Source organism: Rhizobium sp. WW_1 (assembly GCF_003610155.1).
Lineage (GTDB): Bacteria > Pseudomonadota > Alphaproteobacteria > Rhizobiales > Rhizobiaceae > Rhizobium > Rhizobium tropici_A.
The window spans coordinates 33786-58237 of record NZ_RAIN01000007.1; the positions used below are offsets into that span (position 1 = coordinate 33786).

Consider the following 24452-nt stretch of genomic DNA (forward strand, 5'->3'; position numbering starts at 1 on the left):
CTGGTCAGGCAAGGCTGATGACGCTGCGCTTGCCTGCCTGGCCCCTCACCCCAGCCCTCTCCCCGCTTGCGGGAAGAGGGAGTTACCGAATTCCATAGCCCGTTGTAGGTGAATGGCAGAGCCGCAAATCGCGCAAAAGTGACTTCACGAACCGGTCACAGTTGAGGCTTAACAGGTCATGGTTCCTTACTCTCGAGGATGACACTCCATGATCACAGTTCCCTTCGAAGCGCGGCGCTTTCAATCGACCGCGGCCTATTACCTGCGCTATCGCATCCCCTACCCGGACAGGCTGATTGCCCGTGTGGCCGAACGCAGCGGTTTGAAATCAGGCGTTCATGTGCTTGATCTCGGCTGCGGCCCCGGCCAGCTCGGCATCGCCTTCGCGCGGCTGCAAGGTGCGGCCGTCACCGCCATGGACCCGGAGCCAGAAATGCTTGCCGAGGTCGAGGCCGGTGCGAAAGCGGCAGGTGTCAGCATCAATATTCGCCAGGGCTCCTCCTACGATCTCGGACCTGATCTCGGCAAGCTGCACCTCTGCATCATGGGTCGCTCCTTCCACTGGATGGACAGGCCGGCAACGCTCGAAGCGCTTGATAGACTGATCGAGCCTGGCGGCGCCGTCGTCCTCTTCCACGATAAAGGCGTTCTGGCCGAGCCGAATTGGCGCGGCATTCTGGAGCCGCTGATGGAAACCTATTCGCCCGAGCGCAGCGCGGAACGGCAGATGCGCAGGAGCAAGGAATGGGCACCGCACGAGGCCATGCTGCTTGCCTCTCCCTTCCGCAACCTGGAACGGATCGGCATCGTCTCGGAATATGAAAGGGATATCGAGGAGATCGTCGGTCGCATCTTCTCGATGTCGTCGACCTCGCCGCAGGCGCTGGGGGATAGGGCAGCCGATTTCGAAGCGGCTCTGCGCGCCGAGCTGCTGGCGGTTGCACCCGACGGCAAGTTCAGGGAAATCGTCGAGGCGAACGGACTGCTCGCCTTCCGCGATTGAGAGGCCACGGCTTAAGCGACGGGAACGGAGCGGTCGGGCGAATACCCGGCCGCGCTGCCCGCTTGGAGCTAGGCTTCGTCACTTTCCGGTCGGGGCGAAAGCTCCTGTCGGGTCGCAGACAGGAATTCCTGTGACAGTTCGGCATTGTCCATCGCTCGCGCCAGGATGACAGCCCCGACCATGGCCGAGAGGCTGGCAAAAGCCCTGCGCCGGCGGTCCTCCGACGTGTCGCCGGGAACGATCTCCTCAAGCACCTCGACCAGCCCCATCAGGCCGCCGGTGAAGGTGGACTGCATCTCCGGTCCGTGGCGGCTGACTTCCTGCGTCAGCGCCGCGAAGACGCAACCGGTCGCATGCTCCACAACATTGCGATGCGAGAGATAATGGGCAAGCAGAGCTTCCAGCGGCTGATCGGGCGAGCTTGACGCCACATGCTTCCAGCGCTCCAGCGAGCGCGCCACCAGTGCCTTGCTCGCCTCGCAGGCAAGTTCGTCCTTCGAATCGAAGTGACCGTAGAAGCCGCCATGCGTCAGCCCGGCCGCCTTCATGATATCGGCGACGCCGATGCCGTCGAAACCTTTCTCGCGGAAGAGCTCTCCTGCGACCGCAAGGATCTTCTCGCGATTCTCGGCGAATTTTTCGCGGCTCACTCTCATCAAAAAACTCCATAAGAGCTTCAATAAATCTGTATTGACAATTTATATGATGACCATCATCAATACGCAACAAATATGATAGCAATCATCTAAATACCTTTACACAAACGTTCAAGCCGGAAGAGCGGCGGAGCGCTAGAAGCGGAGCCCACATCCCGTCCGCGATCGAGCGTCTTTGCAAGCCACACGGTCCGAACGTGAAGACACGCAACCCTATCGGAACGCAGCTCATGGTTTCCACTGCTCTTGCTACGACGCTTGCCCGCCGCAACATCCATTACGGGTGGGTCGTCGTCGGCGCCACCTTCCTCACCATGCTGGTCACGGCCGGCGCCATGGGCGCGCCCGGCGTGCTCATCAAGCCGCTGGAGGATGAATTCGGCTGGAGCACCTCCTCCATCTCTTCGGCACTTGCCGTGCGCCTGATCCTGTTCGGCCTGATGGGGCCGTTTGCCGCCGCCTTCATGAACCATTTCGGCGTGCGCAAGGTCATCGTCTTTGCGCTCGGCACCATTGGCGTCGGCTTCATCGGCTCCCTCTTCATGACCAAGGTCTGGCAGCTGCTTTTGTGCTGGGGCATCATCGTCGGCTTCGGCACCGGCCTCACCGCCATGGTGCTGGCGGCGACCGTTTCGACGCGCTGGTTCACCAAGCATCGCGGCCTTGTCATCGGCATGCTGTCCGCCAGCTCCGCGACCGGCCAGCTCGTCTTCCTGCCGCTGATGGCGGAGCTGACGACCCGCTATGGCTGGCGCTCGACCGTCATCTTCGTCTGCGGCATGATCGTCGTTGCCGCCTTCGTCGTACTGCTCCTGATGCGCGACCGTCCCTCGGACGTCAATCTGCCACTGGTCGGCGAGATCCACATCACTCCGCCGCCGGCCGCCACCAAGAACCTGAAGGCCGCGCTCGCCTCGCCGATCGCGATCCTGCGCGAGGTATCCACGACCTCGACCTTCTGGATCCTGTTTGCCACCTTCTTCATCTGCGGCCTGTCGACCAACGGCCTCATCCAGACGCACTTCGTCACGCTTTGCGGCGATTTCGGCATCGTGCCTGTCGCAGCCGCCAGCGTGCTCGCCGTCATGGGCATCTTCGATTTCTTCGGCACGATCGGCTCCGGCTGGCTTTCCGACCGCTTCGACAATCGCTGGCTGCTCTTCTGGTATTACGGCCTGCGCGGCCTTTCGCTGGTCTACCTGCCCTTCAGCGATTTCACCTTCTACGGCCTGTCGATCTTCGCCGTCTTCTACGGCCTCGACTGGATCGCCACCGTGCCGCCGACGGTCAAGATCGCCGCCGATCGCTTCGGCCGCGAAAAGGCCGGCCTGGTCTTCGGCTGGGTCTTTGCCGGCCACCAGCTGGGTGCTGCCACCGCCGCCTATGGCGCCGGCCTCACCCGCACGGAACTCAACACCTACCTGCCCGCCTTCTTCGTCGCCGGCGCCTTCTGCCTGCTCGCCGCGATCCTGGCGCTCACGCTGCAGAAATCCGGCTCCGCGACCAAGGGGCCGGCGATGGCGCACTAAGCTCTTCGCGTCAAAAAGCCCATGGCGTCCGATCCACGCCATGGGCCAAACCGCAACCCTGCGGAAACACTCGCAATATCTGCCGCCCCCGGCTTGCGCCATCAGCCGATCACATGCTAGACAGCCGCCTCGTCAGTACCCCGTTGCCCCATTGGCGGAATTGGTAGACGCGCTCGACTCAAAAAGTGGTTTGTCTACCAATCCACAGGAAAACACGACGAGTTGAAAACGGCGTGATTTCAGGGGTTTATGAAGGAAGGAAAAAGGGCTGACGATCTTTGGTTTTCGCTCTAGGTGCAGTATAGGTGCAGAGAGCGTCGGCTAGAATCGGCGGCAAATGTGCGGGTGTGGTGGAACTGGTAGACGCGCCGGATTCAAAATCCGGTTCCGAAAGGAGTGTCGGTTCGATTCCGACCACCCGCACCAAATTTTCCTTCAATGACTTTGCGTCGGCCTTTCTGGCCCCGGGGAAGTCTCGGCTTAGCTAAAGATGCAAGCCAGCGATGATGTCGGTGCCAAACAGTCGCGCCATGATCGCGTGCGTAGTGGCGATTGGAAGCGGATAAATCTATCGTCCGCGCCGCGAACAGGACCTTCGTCACGTATTCAGGCTCGGACCTCGCGCTCGATCTCGGCCGCAAGCCCCCTATCGGGCGTGATCGGCAGCTCGCGGACCCGCTTTCCAGTCGCGTTGAAGACTGCATTGGCGATAGCCGCCGCAACGCCGGTGATACCGATTTCGCCGACGTCCTTGCCGCCCATAGGCGCAAGCGGATCCGGAATGTCGAGCCAAACAACGTCGATGTTCGGGATATCGGCGTGAAGCGGCAGCTGGGATCACCACCTTCATCGGAAGGGATGAGCGGGGCGTTCTGTTGCCTGGCCGCAACGGCGAGATTTGGCCTTTAAGCCAGGCTTAAGGTGGGAATGAATTTTCGGCCTTCTGAACCGAAGTCAATCAGAAGGCAGAGAGACAATTGTATAGAACGACGTTTCCCAAGCCGCTCGCCAGGCGTGCGTTTCTATTCGGCGCGAGCGCCTTTACACTAGCGGGCTGTGTTTCGACGCAGCGGCCTGTCCGGATGGGGACGGCCGTCCTGGCGGCTGAACCGCAGCCCGTGGTTCCGCTGATGTACGCCGCCATGCCGGACGAGCAGTTCCCAGTTCCAGCAGTGAATATCTCCCAGGTCGACCAGCGCTTCTGGCGAACGGAAGTCAATTATCCCACCGACGAGAAACCGGGAACGCTGATCGTCCATACGCCTGCAAAGTATCTCTACCACGTGAAGCCGCAGGGCCGTGCGACGCGTTATGGCATCGGCGTCGGCCGCGAAGGTTTCGCCTGGTCGGGACGGGCGATAGTCGCCTACAAGCGCAAATGGCCGCGTTGGACGCCGCCGGACAGCATGGTGGCGCGTCAACCCGAGTTGGAACCATACAGCATCGCGAATGGCGGAATGGCCCCGGGACTGAACAACCCGCTGGGCTCACGCGCGCTCTATATCCATGAAGGCGGGCGCGACACGCTCTATCGATTGCACGGTACGCCGGAGGCCTTCTCGATCGGCAAGGCCGTCTCGTCGGGCTGCATACGGCTGCTCAATCAGGACGTCATCCACCTCTATGAGGAGGTCGCCGATGGCAGCCCGATTGTCGTTATCCCGGATCCAACCATGTCGCATCTCGCGGTTGGATAGTCCATTGGCATGAAAGAGACGCCGTTCGTCGCGACCAGCGCCTACTACGTTGCATGCGAATTACTTCGGCCCTCGCCATAGTACAGCATTGCGAGGATATGAACGTGGCAATATGTGCTTGATCAGCCGCGCGGGAGCACGCGGTTTCCTGCATTGACTTCTCGTGGTTACAACACGACCACCTTGGTGCCAGGCGGCACGCGGCGATAAAGATCGATGACGTCCTGGTTCATCATTCGAATGCAGCCCGACGAGACGGCGTGACCAATGCTCTGCGGCTCATTGGTGCCGTGGATGCGGAACAGCGTGTCCTTGCCATTTTTGAACAGATAGAGCGCCCGCGCACCCAGGGGATTCTGCGGCCCGCCCTCCATTCCATCGGCCCAGCGCGCGTATCTCTGCGGGTCCCGCCTGATCATGTCCGGTGTCGGTGTCCACCGAGGCCACGCCTGTTTCCAGGCGATATTGGCGGTGCCGGTGAATTCGAGCCCTTCACGACCAACCCCGACGCCATACCTGATCGCCTTCCCGCCCTCCTGTACGAGGTAGACGAAGCGGTTCTTCGTATCGACGACGATCGTGCCCGGCGGATAGGGCGTGCGATAATTCACCTGTTTGCGCAGGTTTCTGGGATTGATCTCTGAGGCGTCGATCTCTGGAACGGGAAACTTCTCGTCCGTTTCTGCCGTGTAGCTCGCGCTTGCCGCCTGCGGCTGCTCGAGAGGCCGGGTAACGGCGGTAGACGGCATCGTGGTGGTGGTGCAGCCGGCAAGAGCGAGGCTGATCAGAAACGTGGAAGCCAGGCTGTTTTTGTTCGTAGATGTCATCGAAAGCTCATGCGGCGTTAGTCCGCGCTGCCGGTTGAGCAGAGCGGATGGTTCAGATTCGCGGTGAAGGAAAGCGGGAAGACCGCGCTTCGCGCGGGCGGTGCCCGCGTCATGTCGGACCCGCCAGTTTTTCGATATTGGCGTTGAGGGCTTCGCGCGAGATTTCGCCGATGTGCATGGCGGCGAGTGTTCCGTCGGCTCTCAGGAAGAGTGTGACAGGAAGCCCCATCGTCCCGTAATGCCGGGGGATCTGCATTGATTGGTCGAGCAGCACGCGATCGAGCTTGAGATTCTGCGAAGAGAGATAAGAGCGGATATTCTCCGATCCCTCGCCCTGGTTGACGAAGAGAAAGGTGACGTCGTGTCGGCTTGCGGCGACCTCGGCGAGCAGCGGCATCTCCCTCCGGCAGGGCGGGCACCAACTTGCCCAAAGATTGATGACGGCGGGCTTGCCGGCGACGTCGCTCACCGCCATCGCGGGGCCGTCCATTTGCTGAAGCGCGACGGTCGGCGCGGGCTGGCCAAGAGTAGCCTGGGTAAGCTGCGTGACACCGATCCAGATGACCAGTCCGAGGCCAAGCGCGCCGGCAGCCGCAAGGCCGCTCACGAGAGAGCGGATGAAGAAAATGCTGACGATCACGACACCGATGAGACCAGCAACCGGCTGAAAGCCGCCCTGCCAGATTGCGAGCACCCTCCACGGTTCGCCGGCGAAGCTCTCCCAGTGCAGCGCGACGTGGCCGAGGCGGGCCGCGATCAGTCCACCGGCGAGTGTCCAGGTCGACCATCTGCCGATCGCAGGCTCGACGCGACGAGCGAGGATCGTGGTGACGAGCAGGAAAGCAAGGATGCCGAGCACGGCGGCGAACCGGTCAGAGGCAAAGACCAGTGGTCCGATACTGACCGCGTTCATCGGGGCGCGCCCATCCGGTCGACCGAGGCCTGCAGGCTGGCCTTGGTCACGTCACCGACGAGGCGTGTGCCCGTGGTCTCGCGACCACTGGCATCGACAAAGATCATGGTTGGCGGGCCGACAACCTGAAGGCTTTCCATGATCTGCCGCTGTTCGGGTGTGTTGCTGCTGACGTCGAGCTTGATCAGGTTGAAGCGCGCCATGATGGATTGGATGGCAGGGTCTGGAAGGACGGTGCGATCGATGACCGCGCAGGTGACGCACCAATCGGCCGTGACATAGAGAAGGCTGGGTTTGCCGTTGCGGTCTGCGGTCGCCGTGCGAAACGCAGCCGCCGTACCGGCGGTCCGGAAGGCCGACGCCGACGACTGCATCGGCCCGGCGCCGCCGCCGGCTTGCGCGAGAAGGTTGCCGAGAGGCCGAAAGGGATCACCGCTGCCGCTCGCGGCGCCGACGGCCAGGATGACGCCATAGAGTGCTGCTGCAATTCCGGCGGCCTTGGCGGTTCGGCGTCGCCCTGGGGCATCTGCACTGAGCGAATCGAACGCCCCGAGCCAGACCGCCAGACCGATGGCGAACAGAGCCCAGAGCGCGAGACCGGCCTCGCCAGGAATGAGGCGCGAGATCATCCAGATGGCAGTCGCCACGAACACGAAGCCGAAGCCCTGCCGCACCGCAATCATCCACGCTCCGGCCTTGGGCAAAGCCTTTGGGCCGAGCGTGCCGAAGGCGATCAGCGGAATACCCTTGCCGAGGCCAAGTGCGAAAAGTGATGCCGCGCCGAGCGCGACGTTGCCGGTCTGGGCGATATAGATGAGTGCACCGGCAAGCGGCGCGGTGACGCACGGGCCAACGATCAGCGCGGAGGTGAAGCCGAGCAGTCCGGCCGAGGCCAGCGAACCGCGATTTCCCTGTCCGAGCCGGCCGATCACAGCGACCCAGCTCGATGGCAGTTGCAGCTCGAACAGGCCGAACATGGACAGGGCCAGTACGACAAACAGAACCGAGACGGCGCCGATCGCGAGAGGAGACTGAAGAGCCATCTGCAGGTTCTGGCCGGACCAGGCAGCAACGACGCCAAGCAGACCGAATGCGGTGGCCATGGCGACCACATAGGCAAGCGACAGGGTGAAGCCTTTGAGTGCGGTGACGGAATCACCCTGACGGGCGATTGCCCCCGCGAGGATCGGGTACATGGGAAAGACGCAAGGGGTGAAGGCCAGCAACACACCGAACAGCAGGAAGCTCGCCAGCACCATCGCGACGCCGCCGTCCTTCAACAGCGAGCCGATCATGCCACCATCGTCCGCAGCGATGGTGATGCCGTTCACCGGTGCTGCGGAGCTCGGCGCTGTCCATTCATTCGCTAGGGCTGTCGGGGTTCGCTCTTCAGGGGCGGCGACAGTCAGCGTCGCCGCATCGATGTGCCGGACAATTGGCGGATAGCAGATGCCGTTTTCCTGGCATCCCTGATAGCGAACCTCGAGGGGGCCGGGAGCGGAAGCGTCGAGGGGAAGCACGGCGGTGACGTGATCGTGGAAGACCGTGGAAGGGCCGAATGTCGGGTCGTCCTTGCTCTGCGCATTCCCCAGCAGCTCGCGAACCGCAAGGTCGGCCGCACCGCGCCTGACACCGAATTGGTCCCGATAAAGGTAGTAGCCTGGCGCGATCGTCCACTGGAGTCTGACATTTCCGTCGGCCTGCCGTGAAGCGGAAAGCTGAAACGCCTGATCGACAGGAAGCGGCATGGCTCCCGTCGATGTCACCTGGGCAGATGCCGGCATCGCGGAGACCGCTGCGAGTGCGGTCATTAAGGCAGCAATAAGGACAGACCAGACAGTTCTCGCAGACAATGGCACGCTCCCGCTCAATGAGATGACGGCGGGAGAGGTCTGATCGGCAGCTTAAGGCAGGCTTAAGGGGTGCTCGTCGGATCCATGTCGGAAGGTGATACCCGACGGCGGATTCATTTCGCCGCGGCCTGCTTTGCGCGTGCGTCGGCGACGACCTGTTTGAAGCCCTGATAGTCGAGGGTCGATGCCATGAACGAACCGATGAGATAGGTCGGCGTGCCCGACAGGCCCAGAGAATCTGCCTGTGCCATGTTGCGTTTGATCAGCGTCTCGATCTCCGCGGATTTCGATTGCACGTCCGCGTCCAGCCGCGGCATGTCGATGCCGGCAGTCTGCAGGCCTTCCCGCATTCTTTCTTTCGTGATTCCTATCTTGGGGACCGCGGGAATAGCCATCAGGGCGTGATGGGCAATGTCGTACTTGCCCTGGTACTTCGCCGCGAGAGCCATGATTGCGCCGTCGATCGACGTTGGTTTGATGACGGGCCAATCCTTGTAGACGAGGCGGATCTTGCCGTCCTCCTTGACGACGCGGTCGAGGTCGGGCGCCGCCTTTTTGCAGTAAGGGCAGTTGTAATCAGTGAAGTTGACGATCGTAAGGTCGCCCCGCGGATTTCCCGAAACTGGCGCCGCCGGATCGTTGAGGATCATTTCCTTGGACACGTCGGCGTATTGTCCAAGGGCTACGCTTTGCAAGGCAGGCACGGAAACGACCGCACTCCCGATAGCGATCATAGCGCCGCGACGTGTCAGAACTTGCATCCAGGACCTCCTTCGGTTGTACGGGAGGCAGGATGGCGTCTCCCCGCAAGCGAGACCCACGACGGCTACCTTAAGGCTGGCTTAAGGTGGATATCCGACTGCGATCACCTCGGCGGGAGAGAGTGAAGTTGGCACGGATACATGGGCATGGCCGGCCGGTGACAGCATGTGGCCGCGCGAGACCCACAGAACGATACCTTAAAAGTACCGCGCGCGACCAATTCGGTCTTAGACCTCTTGATAGGTCGAGGTTACCGTTAGCCCGCAGGTTATTTTCCGAAGTGCATCGAGGATTGCTGGGGCCCTTAGCTTCCGTGTCTCGCATGGTCGCTGTGCTCGAGCGGGAGTGCCTGCATTTTTTTGAAACTGAACTGCGGAAGTTCATGAGAACGCAGTGCAACCGGTTCGCGCCCGAAATTCGAAGATGGGGTGCCGAGCTGGCGCGCTGCCTGGCTCTCGCATCTGGAGCATCCGTTCACCCGTTGAGCCGCTAATCTATGTCCTACACTGCCAACTCGCTGCCGTGCTCGCCGAACGGCTCTTCAATGCGCCTCGTGCTTGCACTGTGGCATTGCGTCTCCGGACAATTCAATCTGATTAACGGGCTCCGGTGGCCGAACGGCCATTCGACGCAGGTCCGTCGAACCATGGATTGGCTCGAAACTGTCGGTCGAGTCAGATGATCGCGCGGCCTTCGCCTCGCGCGCTCCTGTTCGCAATCAGCGGTTACCTCGCGGTCATTCTCGCTCTCTATGTCGCCTTGGCGCTGGACCTGCCCAATCCGTGGTGGGCAATGGCGACGGTTTTCATCGTTCAGCCGACGAGGCCGCTCGTCGGCGCGATCTGGGCGAAAGCTTTTTACCGCGCGGCAGGCACGATTGTCGGCGCCATCGTTGCCGTAATCCTTGTGCCCAATCTGGTCAATTCGCCTGAACTGATGATTTTGGCGATCGCAGTCTGGATCGCGCTATGCGTGTTCTTCGGCCTGCTTGATCGTTCACCACGCTCGTATCTGTTTATGCTGCCGGGATATACCGCAGCGCTTGTCGGTCTTTCGACTGCGACCCACCCCGAAGCGATCTTCGATATCGCCGTCGCGCGGTCGGAGGAGATTATCATTGGCGTGCTTGCTCCAGCGGTCGTGCAGAGCATCCTCTTTCCGCGCAGCGTCTCGGTTGCAATTTTCGAGCGGCTCGACGGGATCATTGCCGACGCTCGCATCTGGATAGCTGAGGGTCTTCGCACATTGACGCCCGTGCCGGCGCCCAGCCAGGTCGCCGGCCGCCTGACCGAGATGAACCTCATGGCGGCCGACTGGCGGTTCGAAGGCACTTTTTCGCTCATACGGCGGCGTGCCCTGTGGGCGCTCGAAGAACGGCTGATAGTCCTGCTTCCGCAAGTCACCGCGGTGGAGGACACGCTCGAAGCAATGCGTCATTCCGAATCCTACACCGATGAATTGGCGGCTGCGGCGCGTCAGGTCGCGGACTGGGTAGCCACAGCCGGTGCGGAAAAGGACAAGGCTAGCGCCGCCGCTGAAAACAATATTGCAGCGAGTATTCCGACACTCAATCCCAGATCCGGCTGGGAAGATATGCTGGTCGTCAGCCTCGCCGATCGACTGACCGAACTGATGGGGACCTGGAAGGAATGTCTGGTGCTGGCAACGGCCGTCAAGGCATCGGTGCTCCAGCCAGACTCGGACATCACCCGTTTGCTTGGCAGCGCGAGACCGCGCGGGCTTCACACCGACAAAGGCATCGCACTTCTCTCGGCCGCTGTTGCCGGACTGACGGTCATCGGCATCGCGGCGTTCGCGACCGCAATCCAGTGGGAGGGCTCACCCTTCACCATCACTGTCGCCGCCATGTGCTGCTCGCTGTTCGCGGTGGCCGACGATCCCACGCCGCCTGTTCGAGCGTTTCTGACAGGCGCCGTTCTCATCCTTCCCGTAACGCTGTTTTATCAGTTTGCCATTCTTCCGGCGATCGATGGCTTCGTCATGCTGGCGGTCGTGCTGTTTCCGGTCGTGGGCATGCTCGGGCTGCTCTCCACCTATCCGAAGATCATGGTGAGCGCGTTGGGCGCGATCGTCGCCTTTTCCGCCATGCTCGCCCTGGGATCGACCTATGTCTCGGACATGCCAGGGGTATTGAATAACTATTTTTCCTTCCTCCTGGGGCCGGTCTTCGCGCTCGTGGGCCTGGGGCTGGCTCGCGTCGTCCCGACCCAGCGTGCCGTTCGTCGCATCCTGCGCGCAGGCTGGAGGGAATTGGCTGCGCTGACGAAGACGCGGTCGGTGCCCAGCGCCAATCTTTGGGCAGGCCGGATGCTTGATCGCGTCGGCCTCCTCCTGCCGCGCCTGTCGGCCATTCAGACGGGAGAAGAACCCGAACTGCGCGAGGTTCTGCGTGGTCTGAGGCTGGGAACCGGCATCGTCGAACTCCGCCGGCTCCACGATCTCGTCAGCGCCGGCGCCGAGCGGGAGATCGATACTGTCCTGACCGAGCTCGCAGCGCATTTCGACGCGCTCGCCGCCGGTCAGACTGCCCTAGTCCCTTCGGATATCGTCGATCACCTCGACGCGGCCATCAGAGGAATGCTGCAACTTCCCGATGCCGGCGATCGGCACGCCGGAGTCAGTGCCGCTATGCGGCTTCGCCTCACGCTGTCGCCCCATGCGTCAGCATATCGGCAGGAAGGCGCAACAGCATGATTGGCGAGGTCAATCTGGATGGCGTGTACGTCAGCAGCGCGCTCGTCGCCGCCTGCTTTGCGGGTCTGTTTCTGCTCGTTCTCAGGCGGGCTTTCCTGTGGTCGGGCTTTTATCGGCTTGTGTGGCACCACCGCCTGGTCGACCTGGCCATTTTTACGATTCTTTGGGCCGCGGCAGCACGAGTCCTGCCGGTGTTGGCCGATATCGTTGGGAGATATTTGTGAAATCGACCGCCGCGCTGCTGGCGCCGATCGGCCGTGTTGTGTTGACGCTCGCCCTCATTGTGGTGGCGGTCGTCGCAGCCCGCTGGCTCTGGAGCTATTACCAAGTCGACCCGTGGACAAGGGACGGTCGGATACGGATCGACGTGGCAAGCGTTGCACCGGACGTTTCAGGCATGGTCACGCAGGTTTTCGTCGTCGACAACATGTCGGTGCACAAGGGGCAGCCCCTGTTCGTCATCGACCGCGAGCGATACGAGGAATCTCTCCAGCAAGCCCAGGCGTCTCTCCAGGTTGCTGAGGCCGGATTGGAAAAGGCGCAAGCCGACGTTGTGGCGCAGACGACACTTCTTGCCCAGGCGCGTCGCGAGGACGCTCGCAACCGCAAGCTCGGCGGTCTGGTGCCGACCGAGACGGTCGAGCAAGGCACCGCGCGGGTCAGGCAACTTGAAGCGGCGTTGGCTCAGGCCAATGCGTCGGTGAGCCAAGCCCGAGCCGCGATCGCCCAGGCCACCGCCGCCCGCAACACGGACCGGCTCAACCTCGAGCGCACGACGGTCGTTGCGCCCGTCGATGGGATTGCAGCCAATGTCAGTCTCCGGCCTGGGGACTATCTGACGGCCGGTCATGCGGCTTTTGGTATAGCCGATGCTAGTTCGTTGCACATCGACGGCTATTTCGAGGAAACCAAGCTCGAGAAGATCCATGTCGGCGACCGCGTGAGCGTTCAGCTCATGGGAAGCGAGCGCCGCCTTGAAGGACATGTCCAGAGCATCTCTCCTGGTATCGACGATCGGGAGCGAAGCCAAAGCAGCAATCTGCTGGCGAATATCAATCCGACGTTCAACTGGGTGCGTCTCGCTCAGCGTATCCCTGTTCGCGTCCATATCGATCACGCGCCGCCTGACATGCGTCTGATCGCCGGACGCACTGCCACCGTCATCATCCATCCCAACTCCGGCGCCGTCGACGGGAGCGCGGGGCCGGGAGGGCAGCACCCATGAAGGCGCAACTCTCTCGCGCCGGCAGAATAGCGCCGCTTCTGGCGGCCGCTGTTTTGGCAGGATGCACCGTCGGTCCCGATTATCATCTACCCGCCAGAGCGACCTTCAACACCCCTGGCGCGCAAGTGCCGTTCGTCGGCACAAGCGGGGCGGCCGTGACAGGAGACGAACTGCCTTTCCAATGGTGGCATCTGTATCGCAGTTCCGATCTCGACCGGCTCGTTACCGCGGCGCTGGCCGAGAACACTGATCTGAGGGTGGCCGAAGCCAATCTGGAGCGCAGTCGCGCGATGGTGGACCTAGCGCGATATCAAGGCCAGCCGAAACTCGGGCTCGACGTTGGGTATAGCCGTTCGCAGACTTCGGCGGAGCAATATGTCTCCAGCGCTTATCTGACACCGTCTGACGTTTATAACCTCAAGCTGTCGGCATCCTATGAACTCGACCTTTTTGGGCGCATCAGGCGCGGGATCGAGGCAGCGAAGGCTGATGACGAAGCGGTCGAGGCGGCGCGTGACTGGGTCCGCGTCAGCGTCGCAGCCGATGTCACAGCCGCCTTTCTCGATGTCTGCTCCGCCGGCAACGAACTGTCGGCGGCCAATCGATCCCTCAACCTTCAACAGCAAAGCCTCGCGCTCACGCGGCAGCTTAAGGACGGAGGGCGCGCGACCCGGCTTGATCTGGCACGGTCGCAGACGCTGGTCGACCAGATTCAGTCCAACATTCCGGCCATCGAAGCCCGCCGGCGCAATGCGCTGTTCCGGCTGGCAACGCTCACCGGGAGGCCGCCCTCCGAATTCGAAGCAGACTTGACCCGATGCGTCGCTGCCCCGTTACTTGGTCACCCGATCCCGGTTGGTGATGGTGCAGCGCTCCTGAGGCGGCGGCCGGATATCCGCGTTGCTGAACGCCAACTGGCGGCGAGAACCGCCGAGATCGGCGTCGCGACGGCGGAGCTTTATCCGCGCATCGTGCTGGGCGCTTCGATCGGCTCGGTGGGTCTGGTCGATGATATGTTGAGCCACGCGACCAACTTCTGGAGCGTCGGTCCCGGCATTTCCTGGGAGTTCAACCAAAACGGACCGCGTGCGAGGATCGCTGCGGCCACGGCCACACAGAAGGGCCAGCTTGCCCGCTTCGACGGTATCGTCCTCGGCGCTCTGCGGGAGGTGGAGACCGCTCTCAACAATTACACACACGATCTTGATCGACAGAAGAGCCTGGTGGCCGCCCGCGACGAGGCCGCACGAGCCGTCGCCGACGCGCGGGCGTTGCAGGCTGGCGGCCGGAGCGGAGCCCTGGCGACGCTCGATGCCGAGCGCACCCTTGTCAGCGCCGAGGCTGTTCTCGCCAGCATGAGGACGCAGATTGCTCACGATCAGGTCGTCCTCTTTCTTGCGCTTGGCGGTGGTTGGGAAACCACGGCGAAGCCGGTCAAGGATGCATCACCGCGGTCCAATGTGAGTGCCCGGCAATGATCGATTTCCACGTCACAACCAAAGGAGAAGTGCCATGACCCCCAATCCCGACGATTTTCTGCAGACGCAATGCCCCGAAATCGTTGATGCGGTGAACCGCTACGCAACCGACATCCAACGCACTGCTGCGGAAAGCCTAACGCCCCGGCTGACTGCATTGGTCCGCCTCGCCATCGCCCTGTCGATCCCGAACCGTGATATGGCGAAGGAGGCCGTCGAGCACGCCCGGGCTGTCGCGTCCGACGGCGAGATCGCCGAGGCCGTGTTCGTGGCATGCGAACTCAAAGCCGGCGCGGCTACGGCCTATGGCCGGCTCGTTTTCAAATTCACCGACCCCAACGGATGCGATTCCGGCAGCCATGATCCGGCTGAGGACCGCGCCTATATGGACCATTTCAGGAAGGCTGACCCTGAGGCCTATAAAAGCCTGATCCACCGCATCGCCACGGCCCACGGTTCCGGTTCACGCCTGAGCACCCGGGATTATGAGCTGATCGCCGTCGCCTGCGCCACGATCTCGCGCTGTATCTACTGCATCGAAAAGCACAGCCGCGATGCCAAGCAGGCAGGCGCAAGCGATCGCGATCTGGCCGATGTCGTCCACCTCGCGATTGCCTCGCGAATAGGCGGCACCCTCGCGGAGTGGAACGCGCTCCAGATCGCCCACGTCTGAAGCTTAGAAACCTTCTCCCTTGCATATCGGGAGACCAATGTACGGTCTAAACGCTATGATAGATCTTTAATTGATCCCCGACACAATAAAGGAGGGCCGGACTGGCACATCCCCTATGGAACTCAGGCAGCTTCGCTATTTCCTCGCCTTCGCCAGAACCTTGAACTTCACCCGCGCCGCCGCGGAGGTGAATATCGCGCAGCCGCCGTTCAGCCGCCAGCTCCGGCAATTGGAAACGGAGATCGGGACGCCCCTGATCGACCGTCAGGCCCGGCCACCGGCCCTGACTCCTGCCGGGGAATTGTTCCGGCAGCGGGCGGAAGAGATCCTCGCCCGTGTTGAGTTGCTGGCGCGGGACACGCTGTCGCTCGGCAAGACGGGGCAGCCGCCGGTTCGGATTGGTGTGGAGACCACCGTTCTCTATAGCCGCTTTCCGGAGCTTCTGCGCGAGCTTCGCGCAGCCAATCCTCGGCTGCATATCGATCTCCTTGAGTTGGCTCCGGATGGTCTGATCGCCAGCCTCAGGGAGGGCAGGATCGATATAGCATTCGGCCGGATGCGAGTGGTTGAGCCGGACGTCGCTCAAATGCTCGTGCGGGAGGAATCGCTCTTTGTGGCGCTTCCGATCGGGCACGCGTTGGCCGGGGCCGCGCCCGCACCGCTTCAGCTGCAAGATCTTCTGGAGCAAACGTTCATCCAATATCCCGCCGGTGAACCGCCTCATTTGCCCAGCTCGCTGCAGGCGCTTTTCGCGACGCGCGGTTTTCGCCCCAAGGACGTGATCGAGGCGAGCGAGCTGCAGGTGGCGCTCGGTCTTGTGGCGGCCGAGTATGGCATCTGCATCGTGCCTGCCGTGGTTCAGCGGATGCGAAGCGATGTCTGTTATCGGCAACTGGGCGAACCCGGTTCAACTTCGCCGTTTCTCATAAGCTGGCGCAAGGATGACCGGCCCGAACTCGTCACGTCCATCATCGGCCTGCTCGGCAAGATTCTCGAGAAAGCGCCTCAACTCCTATCAACTTGATTTCGTCGGCCGGACAGGCGCGAGAAAAACCCGAGGACTTCTGAACTCATGAAAGAATATATTTATCGAAGCATTGTGATCGGCGTCGGCGCGACGGCGGTGTACGACATATGGGGACGCCTGTTGGTCGGGCTTTTCGGGCTGCCTGGATCGAACTGGACCATGGCCGGCCGCTGGTTCAGCCACATGATGATTGGGCAGTTCACGCATGACAACATCGCCGCGGCACAGGCGATGCCCTATGAGACGGTTGTCGGATGGACCGTCCATTATCTGATCGGCATCGTCTACGCTGGCGTGCTGCTTGCTATCTGGGGCTTGAATTGGGCGCGCCGCCCCACTCTGCTTCCGGCGCTCATCGTCGGTGTGGTCGCAATCGGCGCCGGATGGTTCATCATGGCGCCGGCAATGGGGTTCGGCATCGCCAGCGCGAAGGCGCCAAACGTGAATACCATCCGGATCGTGCAGCTTGTCGGCCATTGCATGTTCGGCTTTGGTTTGTACCTATCCGCCCGCTTGACGTCGAAAGTCTCATCATAAGTGGTTTCGCCGGGCTCGTTCGCCGCCAGCGACTCTTTGCGCGCGTGGCATATTTTGTCGAACGGCTCGGTCGGCTGCCGCCACCGTTCAAAGATGGATATAGACAAAGCCCATTTGCTCGAGGCGTGCCAGTTCGGCCACGCCGCTCGGAACGATATCGTCTTGCGAGACGCCGTAGAGCTGATGCCAATCGATTTTACGCTCCCTCAAGGTGTTGGCACAGATGAGGAAGCGTACGCCTTCGCCCCGTAGCACATCGACCTGTCTGGCGAGATCCTTGTCGTCATTGGCCAGCTGGAAGAGATCAAGACCACTGCCGTGATTGACCACGCGGATCTCGATATGATCCCGTCCAACTGCCGCGACATGGTTATTTATGCTGTTCAGCATCCGCTTGAAATAAGTGGCGTTGTCAGGTGCACCTCCATCGTTGTGATAGACAACCTTCTGGTCGGTATAATAGCCGGCCGGGGCAGCGTTCGCATTGAATGAGCTCCATGTCAGCAAGAGCATTCCTGCGATGAGCAGTGTCTTTAATGATCGATTCATCGGATTTCTCCCTAATACTGAAGTATCTACGGCTTTGACTTCTCGCCAGCAGGGGCGGGTTTCATGGCCTTCAGCTTGTCACGGATCGGTTGGAACGGACCGTATTTGTGTTGGTCCTGCGGCAGTCCGTCCGCATACGGGCCATACCCGGCATCGACGGCCTTCTCTGTGCGGACTGGATAATCCTTGTCGACATCCTTCTTTTGCGGCCGGTCCATCGATTCAACGTAAGCGGCGACATCCCAGGCTTGCTCCGGCGTCAGGAGCGGCTGGTCGTGCGTCGTGCCGTTCGGCATGTTTGAGCGGATAAAGTTCGCCGCCGAGATCAGACGGCCCATGCCGGCGCCATTGTTGAAGCTTCCTGATCCCCACAGCGGTGGGAACTCGTAGCCCTTGGCATCGCCGACAACGCCGATCCGCTTGCCCTGGCCATCAGCGCCGTGGCAGGCGGCGCAATTGTCGGCGAATACCTGCGCGCCGGCCTTCGGGTCGGCCGCGCGCGACAGTTCGGCCATCTCGCCCGAGCCGCGTCCCGGGGTCTTGCCGCCGATCGGACGGCCGGTCGAGAGAAACTTGATATAGGCGACGAAGGCTTTCATCTCGTCGGATTCAACCGGCAAGGGTCGACCGTTCAGACTGCGGGTCATGCAGCCATTGATGCGATCTTCAAGCGTGCCGACTTCGCCTTCGCGCGCACGATATTGTGGGAAATCGGCGAACACACCGACGAAAGGCAACGCATACGGCTTGGTTCCGGCCTCCAGGTGACAGCTCTGACAGGACATGTTGCTGCCGGCATACCGCTTCTGGGGATCGGCGGCCTCCGGGCCGATATGTTTGTAAGTTTCGACGGTGAGGTCTCGGCCCATCCGCACGGTACGGCCCCAAGGATCGTCGGGAAGCTTGTCGATGTCGGGAACGGACCAACTGTCAGAATTGGAGGCGGCCACTGTGGTCGTGCTTTGCGAAACGGCGGTCTTGGCGGTTTGTGAGGTGGTAGTTTGAGCTGCGGTCGGCCCCACTGCGCCGAAGCCATGTTTGCCTAAATAGCTCAAAGTCATCACGAATATGATCCCGGCCGCTGTCCCGGCGACGATCTTTGTTGCGTTTCGCCAGTTCATGGCACTTTCCTCCGTTTCTCGTTGTCTGCATCGGTGTACGAGGTCAAACGCAGATCACCCGCCCGGCGACAAAGTCAGGCTTGGGGCCTGTCGCGAGATGGGTTCGAAGCGCCTCGATCGCGGTCATCGGCAGCTGTTGGCGATTGCGGCCGTAGCGCGCGGGCACGCCCTGCGCCGTCACGAAGGCCGCCCGATACGTTGCCGTTGGATCGATTTTATTGTCCCCCACGAACAGGTGTTCGATACGCTGCCCCTTGGGGTTCTCGATTTTGGCAAAGACCGTCATGCCGCTGAAGCGCTTCACATAGCCGCTCATCTGTCCATACGGATCGGCGGAGAAGGTGCGTTCGAGGTTTTCCTCCATCATCGCGACGATCTCCGCACCGGTGAGATCGACGGTCGATACCGGAGGATTGACGGGTATGATGTTCCACAAATCGTTCTCGCGGATCGGGCCAGCCGGAATGGGGGCGCCGTAGCGCCAGCCGTTCGAGAAGCCGATGTCGAGACCCGCTGCTCGCGTGATTGCTGCCTGGAGAAGATCGTCCATCGGACAATCGAAAATGGTGTTGCGGTGAAGGTCGTCTGTGGAATGACCGACGCGCGCATTCAGCGTAGCGCGATACGGCGCCATCACCTCATCGACCATTTGCTGCATGTCCGGGTCGGCCACGATGCCATCGTCTACCGGAATAAGCTGGTGACTTTCGACTGTGACCTCGCCTTTCAACACCGAGAGATCGAGCCGCCCAATGAATGCGCCATGGCAGCCCGACTGGATAATCACTGTGCCGTTGACCGTGATCGGGGTTTCAAGCCGATCATGCGTATGCCCGCTGAGGAGGACATCGATGCCTCCGACTGTTCCGGCAAGCTTGATATCCTGCGGCAATCCAAGATGGGATAGGACGACGATCAGATCGACGCTGAGGTGATGGCGTAACCGATGGATTTCGGCTGGCAGCTCCTCATCTCCGATGGTGAACCTCAGGCCCGTGCTGAATTGCGGCGGCATGGTTTTGTCGAGGATCGTCGCCGCGATTCCGATCACCCCGATCCGCAATCCCCCATGTTCCACGATATGGGAGGAGGGAAAGGGACGCTTGCCGGTGTCCACCTGGTAACAATTGATCGCCAGCATCGGATAGTTCAGTCGGGTGACCAGATCCTGGAAATGAGCTGGTCCCCACGCGAATTCCCAGTGCGCGGTCATCGCATCGAGGCCAAGAGCGTTGGCGAGCGGCACGAGCGCCTCGCCTTTCGAGGAAACGGCGGGATATGTCCCGTGAAACGTATCGCCATTGTCGAGGACCAGCACGGCGTTGGGGCGATCGAGGCGAACGGCCTTGAAGAGGGAAGCAATGCGGGCGTAACCGCCGAGCGTGGGGAAGGACGGAGTACGGCCGTGCCAGACCAATTCCGGGTGCGGCTCGAGGTAGCCGTGCGTATCGTTGATCTGCAGGATCGTTAACCTGCGCGTCCTGTGAGACATCATACCCGCTCCTCCGGCCATACTCGGCAATGACCTGTCCGTTTACCGGGAAGCTTGGCCCGTGAGCTTAAGGCAGTCTTAAGGTACGGCGTAGGCTCGGGCCTGCCCGTATCACCCGATCAGCGTCATTCCGCTGCGATAGAGAACGTAGAGAGCGACGATGAAGATCAGGACGGCAAGGATGCGGTTCAACGTGTTCTTCTGCGTGGACAGGCGATTGGCGAGCGTCATGCCGATGAAACCGCCGATGATGCCTCCGCCGATAAATTCAGCAGCGACCGGCCAATCGACGAGACCCGAAAGCGAATAGTTGATGGCCGTCGCGAGTCCGAAGCAGGCTACGGCGAGCAGAGAGGACCCGACCGCCTTGATCATCGGCATACGGGTAGCGAGGAGCAGGCCAGGAACGATCAGAAAGCCGCCCCCGATGCCGAAAAAGCCAGACGCCAGACCGGCCGAGAACGACACCGCGGCTGTGATGAGGCAGGTCCTGAGATCGGCGGGGCGCTCGGGAGCCGCATTCTCCCGGCGTCGCCTCAACATCATCCCGGCGACCGACAACATAAGGAGCCCGAACACGAAGAGCAGGTGATCGCCATCGACGAGCTTGCCGAGAGTGGAGCCTGCGAGCGCACCTACGGTGCCGATCACGGCGAAGACAATTGCGCAGCGCCAGCGGACATTGCCGGCACGCGCATGCCCGGCGAAATTGGCGAACGCGTTGACCGAGACGGCGAGCGCGCCCGTGCCGATCGCGATATGCGGCTGCGAGACCCCAACGACATAGAGCAGCAACGGCGTCGCCAGGATCGATCCGCCGCCACCAACAAGACCGAGCGAGAAGCCCACAGCTGCGCCGGACGCAAGCGCGGCGCCCATATTGCCGATCATGAGTTGGCCTTCCCCACCCACTGGGCGATGAGACGATCGTGAAGGATCATTCCGATCAGCATGGCGATGACAAACAGGCCGGCCGGCACTAGCCCAAGCGCCAGCGAGGCGACCGCCGGTCCGGGGCAGAAGCCGGCAATACCCCAGCCGATCCCGAAAATCGCCGAGCCCAGGATTAGACGCCGGTCGATCGTGGTCTTCCGAGGCAGATGAAAACGATCGTCGAGGAGTGGGCGAACGACGAACTGGGAAACCTGGTAGGCGATGGCGGCGACGATCACCGCACCGCCGAGCACGAAGACGAGGCTCGGATCCCATTTCCCGGTGATATCCAGGAATCCGCGCACCCGGGCGGGATCGAGCATGCCCGAGAGCGACAATCCGAATCCGAAGATCGACCCGGAGAGAAGAGCGGTCAGTGCGCGCAACAGCGATGTCATGCGACACCGCCGATCCGCATCAGGAATACCGTCAACATTGCCATCGCGAGAAATGTCGCGACCGCGGCCATGGATCGCGGCGACAGGCGGGCGAGACCGACGACACCATGACCCGAAGTGCAGCCGGACCCCATGCGCGTCCCGAAGCCAACGAGCAGGCCTGCGAGGATGAGCAGCGCCGTCGATGTCTCGATTCGGACAGTCGGCCAGGCGCCGAACATGATGAGATATCCGATGGGTCCGAGAACCAGTCCGGCGACAAAGGCCAAATTGGTGAAGAACCGTGCATCGGGTTTCTGGAAGAGCGCGCCGACGATGCCGCTGATGCCCGCGATGCGGCCGTTGAGCAAAAGCAAAACGGCAGCGGACGCGCCTATCAGCGCGCCGCCAAGCAGTGAGGAAGAATAGGGGAACGAGATCGCGGAAAACACTGCGTCATCCATCCTCTTAGCCTGCTTTGGGCGAGGAGACGCGGGCGAAACGTGCGGCTTCCGGCGAGCGACGGAGTGAGGGTGCCGCCACCAACGGCGCCAGGTTCGCGGACTGCTTCGCAAGCGATGCGGCAGCTTTCGTCACGGACGACAAATCCAGTTCTTCCCCGCAGAAAATCTGATGCAGGGTCGCAATCAGCGCGACGGCGCGCGGATCTGCCAAGCGGTAGAAGACCTGCTTCACCTCGCGCCGGCTCTCGACGATGCCGGCATCGCGCAGCTCGGCGAGCTGCTGCGACAGCGCGGGCTGCTTGAGGCCAAGTGCCGTTTCCAGATCACCCACCGAGCGCTCTCCCTCGACGAGTGCGCAGGCGATCATCAGCCGCGTTGGATTGGCTAGCCGCTTCATGAACTCGGATGCAGCGGTTGCCTTCTCGCGTGTTACGTTTGTGGCGCAGTCATTAGGGGGCTTCATCGCCGTTACTCCCAGGCCGAGCCGGTCAGCGCATTGAGTGGAAATTTAAGGTAGCGGGTGCCGTTGGCTTCCGGCTCCGGGAGCCGCCCGCCGGCAATGTTCACCTGCAGAGCGTGCAGGATCAGCTTGGGCATTGGGAGCGTCCGGTCGCGCGCCCGGCGCAGCGCCACGAATTCTGCCTCTGTCTTGCCCGCCAGATGCGGATTGAGCCGTTTTTGCTCCCTGACCGTGCTTTCCCAGCGTGCTTCGCGTCCGTCCGGCTGATAATCATGGCCGGTAAAGAGGCGGGTTTCATCGGACAGCGACAGAATGGCCTGGATGGTCCGCCACAGAACAGCAGCGTCCCCGCCGGGGAAGTCTGCCCGCGCCGTGCCGCCATCCGGCATGAACATGGTGTCGTGGACGAAGGCCGCGTCACCGATCACGTAAGTGATCGAGGCCAATGTATGGCCTGGCGAGAACAGCACGCGGGCTTGCAGATGGCCGATGCTGAAGGTCTCGCCGTCCTTGAAGAGACGGTCCCATTGCGAGCCGTCAACCGGAAGGGACGGCAAGTTATAGATGTCTCTCCATAGCGCCTGAACGTCGGTGACATGTTCGCCGATTGCAGTCGGAGCGCCGGTCTTGTCCTTCAGATACTGAGCCGCGGAGAAATGATCGGCATGGGGATGCGTGTCGAGGATCCATGCGACGGTCAGGCCGGTGCCGCGGATGTACTCAAGGATCGCATCCGCGCTCCGTGTCGAGGTCGAGCCCGACTTCTCGTCGAAATCGAGCACAGGATCGATGATGGCGCATTGGCGCGTCACTGGATCGGAGACGACATACTGGATGCTGGAGGTCAGGTGCTCGTAGAATGCCTTGACGTCCGGTTTGATGAGGGCCTGTTGTTTCATAAAGTGGCTCACGATTTTCTCACGCGGTAATACCAGTCGGGCGCGTCCGCGCTTGGCGACGGCTCCTCCGCGCCTTCTATGGTCAGCGGTGCGGGTTCGATGAGGTCGTCGCCGGGGTGCCAACCTTCCGGCGTTGACGCGGCCTCCTTATCGGAGGTCTGGAGCGCCTGGACGAGGCGAAATATCTCCGCGACTGATCGGCCAATGGACATCGGATACCAGACCATGGCCCGGATGATGCCGTCCGGATCGATAACGAAGGTGGCGCGGACGGTTGACGCATCATGAGCGTCGGGATGGATCATCCCGTAGGCAGCCGCGATTGCCATTGATGGATCCTCGGTGATCGGAAACGGCACGGCGACGCCAAACCGCTCCTTGATCGAGCGCACCCAAGCGATGTGCGAGAATAGGCTGTCGACCGACAGCGCCAGCAGATCGCAGTCGAGTGCTCTGAACTCCGGATAGAGCTTGGAAAACGCGATGAACTCGCTCGTGCAGACTGGGGTGAAGTCGGCGGGGTGGGAGAAGAACACCAGCCAGCGGCCGCGATAATCATCGAGCGAGCGATCGCCCATGGTCGTGCGGGTCGAAAAGCGCGGCGCGGGGCTGCCGATCAGCAACGGCCCTGGATTCGAGACAGGCGCTGCAGGCCGGTCGAGGGTATCGTCGATCATGTATGTTCTCCGGCGGAAAGATGCCTGCGGGCTGCGATCTTTGCCGCGACAGCGTTGGGGTCGAGATGGAGCTCGTTGGCGAGCGCCAGCACTTCGTCGTCGCGCTTGCCTTCCAGTTCGCCCGTCATGATCCAGAGAAAGAAGGAGCGCGCACCCGAGCGGCAATGCGCGATGACCGGGCCTGGCGCGGCGTCAATTGCTTCTTGAAAGCGGCGGGCATCCGTTTGCGTCATGCCGGTGCTAGTGACCGGGAGATGCACATAACCGAGGCCGGCCTCATGAGCCGCGCGCTCTTCGGCCTCGGAGCCTGGCTGGGCCACATCTTCGCCGTCAGGCCTGTTGTTGATGACCGTCGTGAAGCCCCGGCCGGCAAGGTCGGCAAACTCCCACACGTCTGGCTGGCGCATGACCCAGAGCTTCCGGGTGACGGCGATGACGATCATAGACGCGCTCCTTGAAGCGAAGCTGGCTCTCACTTACATATTTAGACGATTCAAGATATATGTCATATGGTATTTTATGCAAGTGAACAGATTCAGTTCAGCCCTGGCTGCAACCCATGTCCGATCCGTCCGCCACGCGGGA

The 24452-nt window shown here is 61.7% G+C and carries 24 protein-coding genes, 1 tRNA gene and 2 pseudogenes; 11 read left to right on the forward strand and 16 right to left on the reverse strand.

Annotation, left to right across the window (positions count from 1 at the left end; genetic code table 11):
- The first annotated feature begins 208 nt into the window (after nucleotides 1-208).
- Complete coding sequence (locus BJ928_RS20725) at nucleotides 209-1003, forward strand: class I SAM-dependent methyltransferase (RefSeq protein WP_047630929.1); 795 nt, start codon at nucleotides 209-211, stop codon at nucleotides 1001-1003.
- A gap of 68 nt (nucleotides 1004-1071) precedes the next feature.
- Here BJ928_RS20725 and BJ928_RS20730 read toward each other — a convergent pair whose 3' ends face one another.
- A complete protein-coding gene (locus tag BJ928_RS20730; RefSeq protein WP_047630927.1) occupies nucleotides 1072-1659 on the reverse strand; it encodes a TetR/AcrR family transcriptional regulator in 588 nt (195 codons plus the stop codon).
- 230 nt (nucleotides 1660-1889) lie between these two features.
- Here BJ928_RS20730 and BJ928_RS20735 point away from each other — a divergent pair, with 230 nt between their 5' ends.
- On the forward strand, nucleotides 1890-3188 hold the full coding sequence (locus tag BJ928_RS20735; protein ID WP_047630924.1) for an MFS transporter: 1299 nt from the start codon (nucleotides 1890-1892) through the stop codon (nucleotides 3186-3188).
- Nucleotides 3189-3529: 341 nt separating this feature from the next.
- Nucleotides 3530-3614: transfer RNA gene (locus BJ928_RS20740), tRNA-Leu, on the forward strand.
- A 180-nt stretch (nucleotides 3615-3794) separates the two neighbouring features.
- Here the strand turns inward: BJ928_RS20740 and BJ928_RS20745 are convergent.
- A pseudogene (locus BJ928_RS20745) lies at nucleotides 3795-4019 on the reverse strand (hypothetical protein); the annotation flags it as partial.
- 146 nt (nucleotides 4020-4165) lie between these two features.
- Between BJ928_RS20745 and BJ928_RS20750 the strand changes: the two are divergent.
- A complete protein-coding gene (locus tag BJ928_RS20750; RefSeq protein WP_047630922.1) occupies nucleotides 4166-4885 on the forward strand; it encodes a L,D-transpeptidase in 720 nt (239 codons plus the stop codon).
- Between the two features lie 167 nt (nucleotides 4886-5052).
- On the opposite strand, the gene BJ928_RS20755 is transcribed toward BJ928_RS20750, so the two are convergent.
- The 4 genes from BJ928_RS20755 to BJ928_RS20770 all read right to left on the reverse strand — a co-directional run bounded on the left by BJ928_RS20755 (nucleotide 5053) and on the right by BJ928_RS20770 (nucleotide 9128).
- Nucleotides 5053-5712, reverse strand: coding sequence for a L,D-transpeptidase (locus BJ928_RS20755; protein WP_047630920.1), 660 nt, complete (start codon nucleotides 5710-5712; stop codon nucleotides 5053-5055).
- Between the two features lie 109 nt (nucleotides 5713-5821).
- Nucleotides 5822-6625, reverse strand: a complete 804-nt coding sequence (locus BJ928_RS20760) for a TlpA disulfide reductase family protein (RefSeq protein ID WP_047630919.1) — start codon at nucleotides 6623-6625, stop codon at nucleotides 5822-5824.
- A complete protein-coding gene (gene dsbD, locus BJ928_RS20765) occupies nucleotides 6622-8436 on the reverse strand; it encodes a protein-disulfide reductase DsbD (RefSeq protein WP_047630918.1) in 1815 nt (604 codons plus the stop codon). The genes BJ928_RS20760 and dsbD overlap by 4 nt, the downstream gene beginning before the upstream one ends.
- 155 nt (nucleotides 8437-8591) lie before the next feature.
- Complete coding sequence (locus tag BJ928_RS20770; RefSeq protein WP_348628238.1) at nucleotides 8592-9128, reverse strand: DsbA family protein; 537 nt, start codon at nucleotides 9126-9128, stop codon at nucleotides 8592-8594.
- 790 nt (nucleotides 9129-9918) lie between these two features.
- Here BJ928_RS20770 and BJ928_RS20775 point away from each other — a divergent pair.
- The 7 genes from BJ928_RS20775 to BJ928_RS20805 all read left to right on the forward strand — a co-directional run bounded on the left by BJ928_RS20775 (nucleotide 9919) and on the right by BJ928_RS20805 (nucleotide 16895).
- The gene (locus BJ928_RS20775; protein ID WP_047630917.1) at nucleotides 9919-11955 is read left to right on the forward strand and encodes an FUSC family protein; all 2037 of its coding nucleotides are present in this window, start codon (nucleotides 9919-9921) and stop codon (nucleotides 11953-11955) included.
- On the forward strand, nucleotides 11952-12179 hold the full coding sequence (locus BJ928_RS20780; RefSeq protein WP_047630916.1) for a DUF1656 domain-containing protein: 228 nt from the start codon (nucleotides 11952-11954) through the stop codon (nucleotides 12177-12179). Before BJ928_RS20775 ends, BJ928_RS20780 begins: the two co-directional genes overlap by 4 nt.
- The gene (locus tag BJ928_RS20785) at nucleotides 12176-13180 is read left to right on the forward strand and encodes an HlyD family secretion protein (protein ID WP_082011836.1); all 1005 of its coding nucleotides are present in this window, start codon (nucleotides 12176-12178) and stop codon (nucleotides 13178-13180) included. The genes BJ928_RS20780 and BJ928_RS20785 overlap by 4 nt, the downstream gene beginning before the upstream one ends.
- Nucleotides 13177-14658, forward strand: coding sequence for an efflux transporter outer membrane subunit (locus tag BJ928_RS20790; protein WP_047630915.1), 1482 nt, complete (start codon nucleotides 13177-13179; stop codon nucleotides 14656-14658). The genes BJ928_RS20785 and BJ928_RS20790 overlap by 4 nt, the downstream gene beginning before the upstream one ends.
- Before the next feature lie 34 nt (nucleotides 14659-14692).
- Nucleotides 14693-15331 carry a carboxymuconolactone decarboxylase family protein gene (locus BJ928_RS20795; protein ID WP_047630913.1) on the forward strand — a complete coding sequence of 213 codons (639 nt, stop codon included), beginning with the start codon at nucleotides 14693-14695 and terminating at the stop codon, nucleotides 15329-15331.
- 70 nt (nucleotides 15332-15401) lie between these two features.
- Complete coding sequence (locus tag BJ928_RS20800) at nucleotides 15402-16355, forward strand: LysR family transcriptional regulator (RefSeq protein WP_147413924.1); 954 nt, start codon at nucleotides 15402-15404, stop codon at nucleotides 16353-16355.
- 48 nt (nucleotides 16356-16403) lie between these two features.
- Complete coding sequence (locus tag BJ928_RS20805) at nucleotides 16404-16895, forward strand: DUF2938 domain-containing protein (RefSeq protein WP_047630909.1); 492 nt, start codon at nucleotides 16404-16406, stop codon at nucleotides 16893-16895.
- An 87-nt stretch (nucleotides 16896-16982) separates the two neighbouring features.
- Here the strand turns inward: BJ928_RS20805 and BJ928_RS20810 are convergent, their stop codons facing one another.
- The 10 genes and pseudogenes from BJ928_RS20810 to BJ928_RS20855 form a co-directional block, all read right to left on the reverse strand.
- A complete protein-coding gene (locus BJ928_RS20810; RefSeq protein WP_047630907.1) occupies nucleotides 16983-17444 on the reverse strand; it encodes a DsrE family protein in 462 nt (153 codons plus the stop codon).
- A gap of 26 nt (nucleotides 17445-17470) precedes the next feature.
- Nucleotides 17471-18565, reverse strand: coding sequence for a c-type cytochrome (locus BJ928_RS20815; RefSeq protein WP_052227631.1), 1095 nt, complete (start codon nucleotides 18563-18565; stop codon nucleotides 17471-17473).
- A gap of 43 nt (nucleotides 18566-18608) precedes the next feature.
- Nucleotides 18609-20060: a bifunctional metallophosphatase/5'-nucleotidase gene (locus BJ928_RS20820; RefSeq protein ID WP_245432442.1), complete on the reverse strand. Its 1452-nt coding sequence runs from the start codon at nucleotides 20058-20060 to the stop codon at nucleotides 18609-18611.
- Between the two features lie 108 nt (nucleotides 20061-20168).
- On the reverse strand, nucleotides 20169-20948 hold the full coding sequence (locus tag BJ928_RS20825; protein WP_047630905.1) for a sulfite exporter TauE/SafE family protein: 780 nt from the start codon (nucleotides 20946-20948) through the stop codon (nucleotides 20169-20171).
- Nucleotides 20945-21388, reverse strand: a complete 444-nt coding sequence (locus BJ928_RS20830; RefSeq protein ID WP_047630903.1) for a YeeE/YedE family protein — start codon at nucleotides 21386-21388, stop codon at nucleotides 20945-20947. Before BJ928_RS20830 ends, BJ928_RS20825 begins: the two co-directional genes overlap by 4 nt.
- Nucleotides 21385-21831, reverse strand: a complete 447-nt coding sequence (locus BJ928_RS20835; RefSeq protein WP_047630902.1) for a YeeE/YedE family protein — start codon at nucleotides 21829-21831, stop codon at nucleotides 21385-21387. Before BJ928_RS20835 ends, BJ928_RS20830 begins: the two co-directional genes overlap by 4 nt.
- Nucleotides 21832-21835: 4 nt before the next feature.
- A complete protein-coding gene (locus tag BJ928_RS20840; RefSeq protein WP_047630900.1) occupies nucleotides 21836-22294 on the reverse strand; it encodes a metalloregulator ArsR/SmtB family transcription factor in 459 nt (152 codons plus the stop codon).
- Between the two features lie 5 nt (nucleotides 22295-22299).
- Nucleotides 22300-23199, reverse strand: a pseudogene (locus BJ928_RS20845) (MBL fold metallo-hydrolase); the annotation flags it as partial.
- Complete coding sequence (locus BJ928_RS20850; protein ID WP_047630897.1) at nucleotides 23199-23867, reverse strand: peroxiredoxin; 669 nt, start codon at nucleotides 23865-23867, stop codon at nucleotides 23199-23201. The pseudogene BJ928_RS20845 and the gene BJ928_RS20850, both read right to left, overlap by 1 nt.
- On the reverse strand, nucleotides 23864-24310 hold the full coding sequence (locus BJ928_RS20855; RefSeq protein ID WP_052227630.1) for a TIGR01244 family sulfur transferase: 447 nt from the start codon (nucleotides 24308-24310) through the stop codon (nucleotides 23864-23866). Before BJ928_RS20855 ends, BJ928_RS20850 begins: the two co-directional genes overlap by 4 nt.
- Nucleotides 24311-24452: the final 142 nt, after the last annotated feature.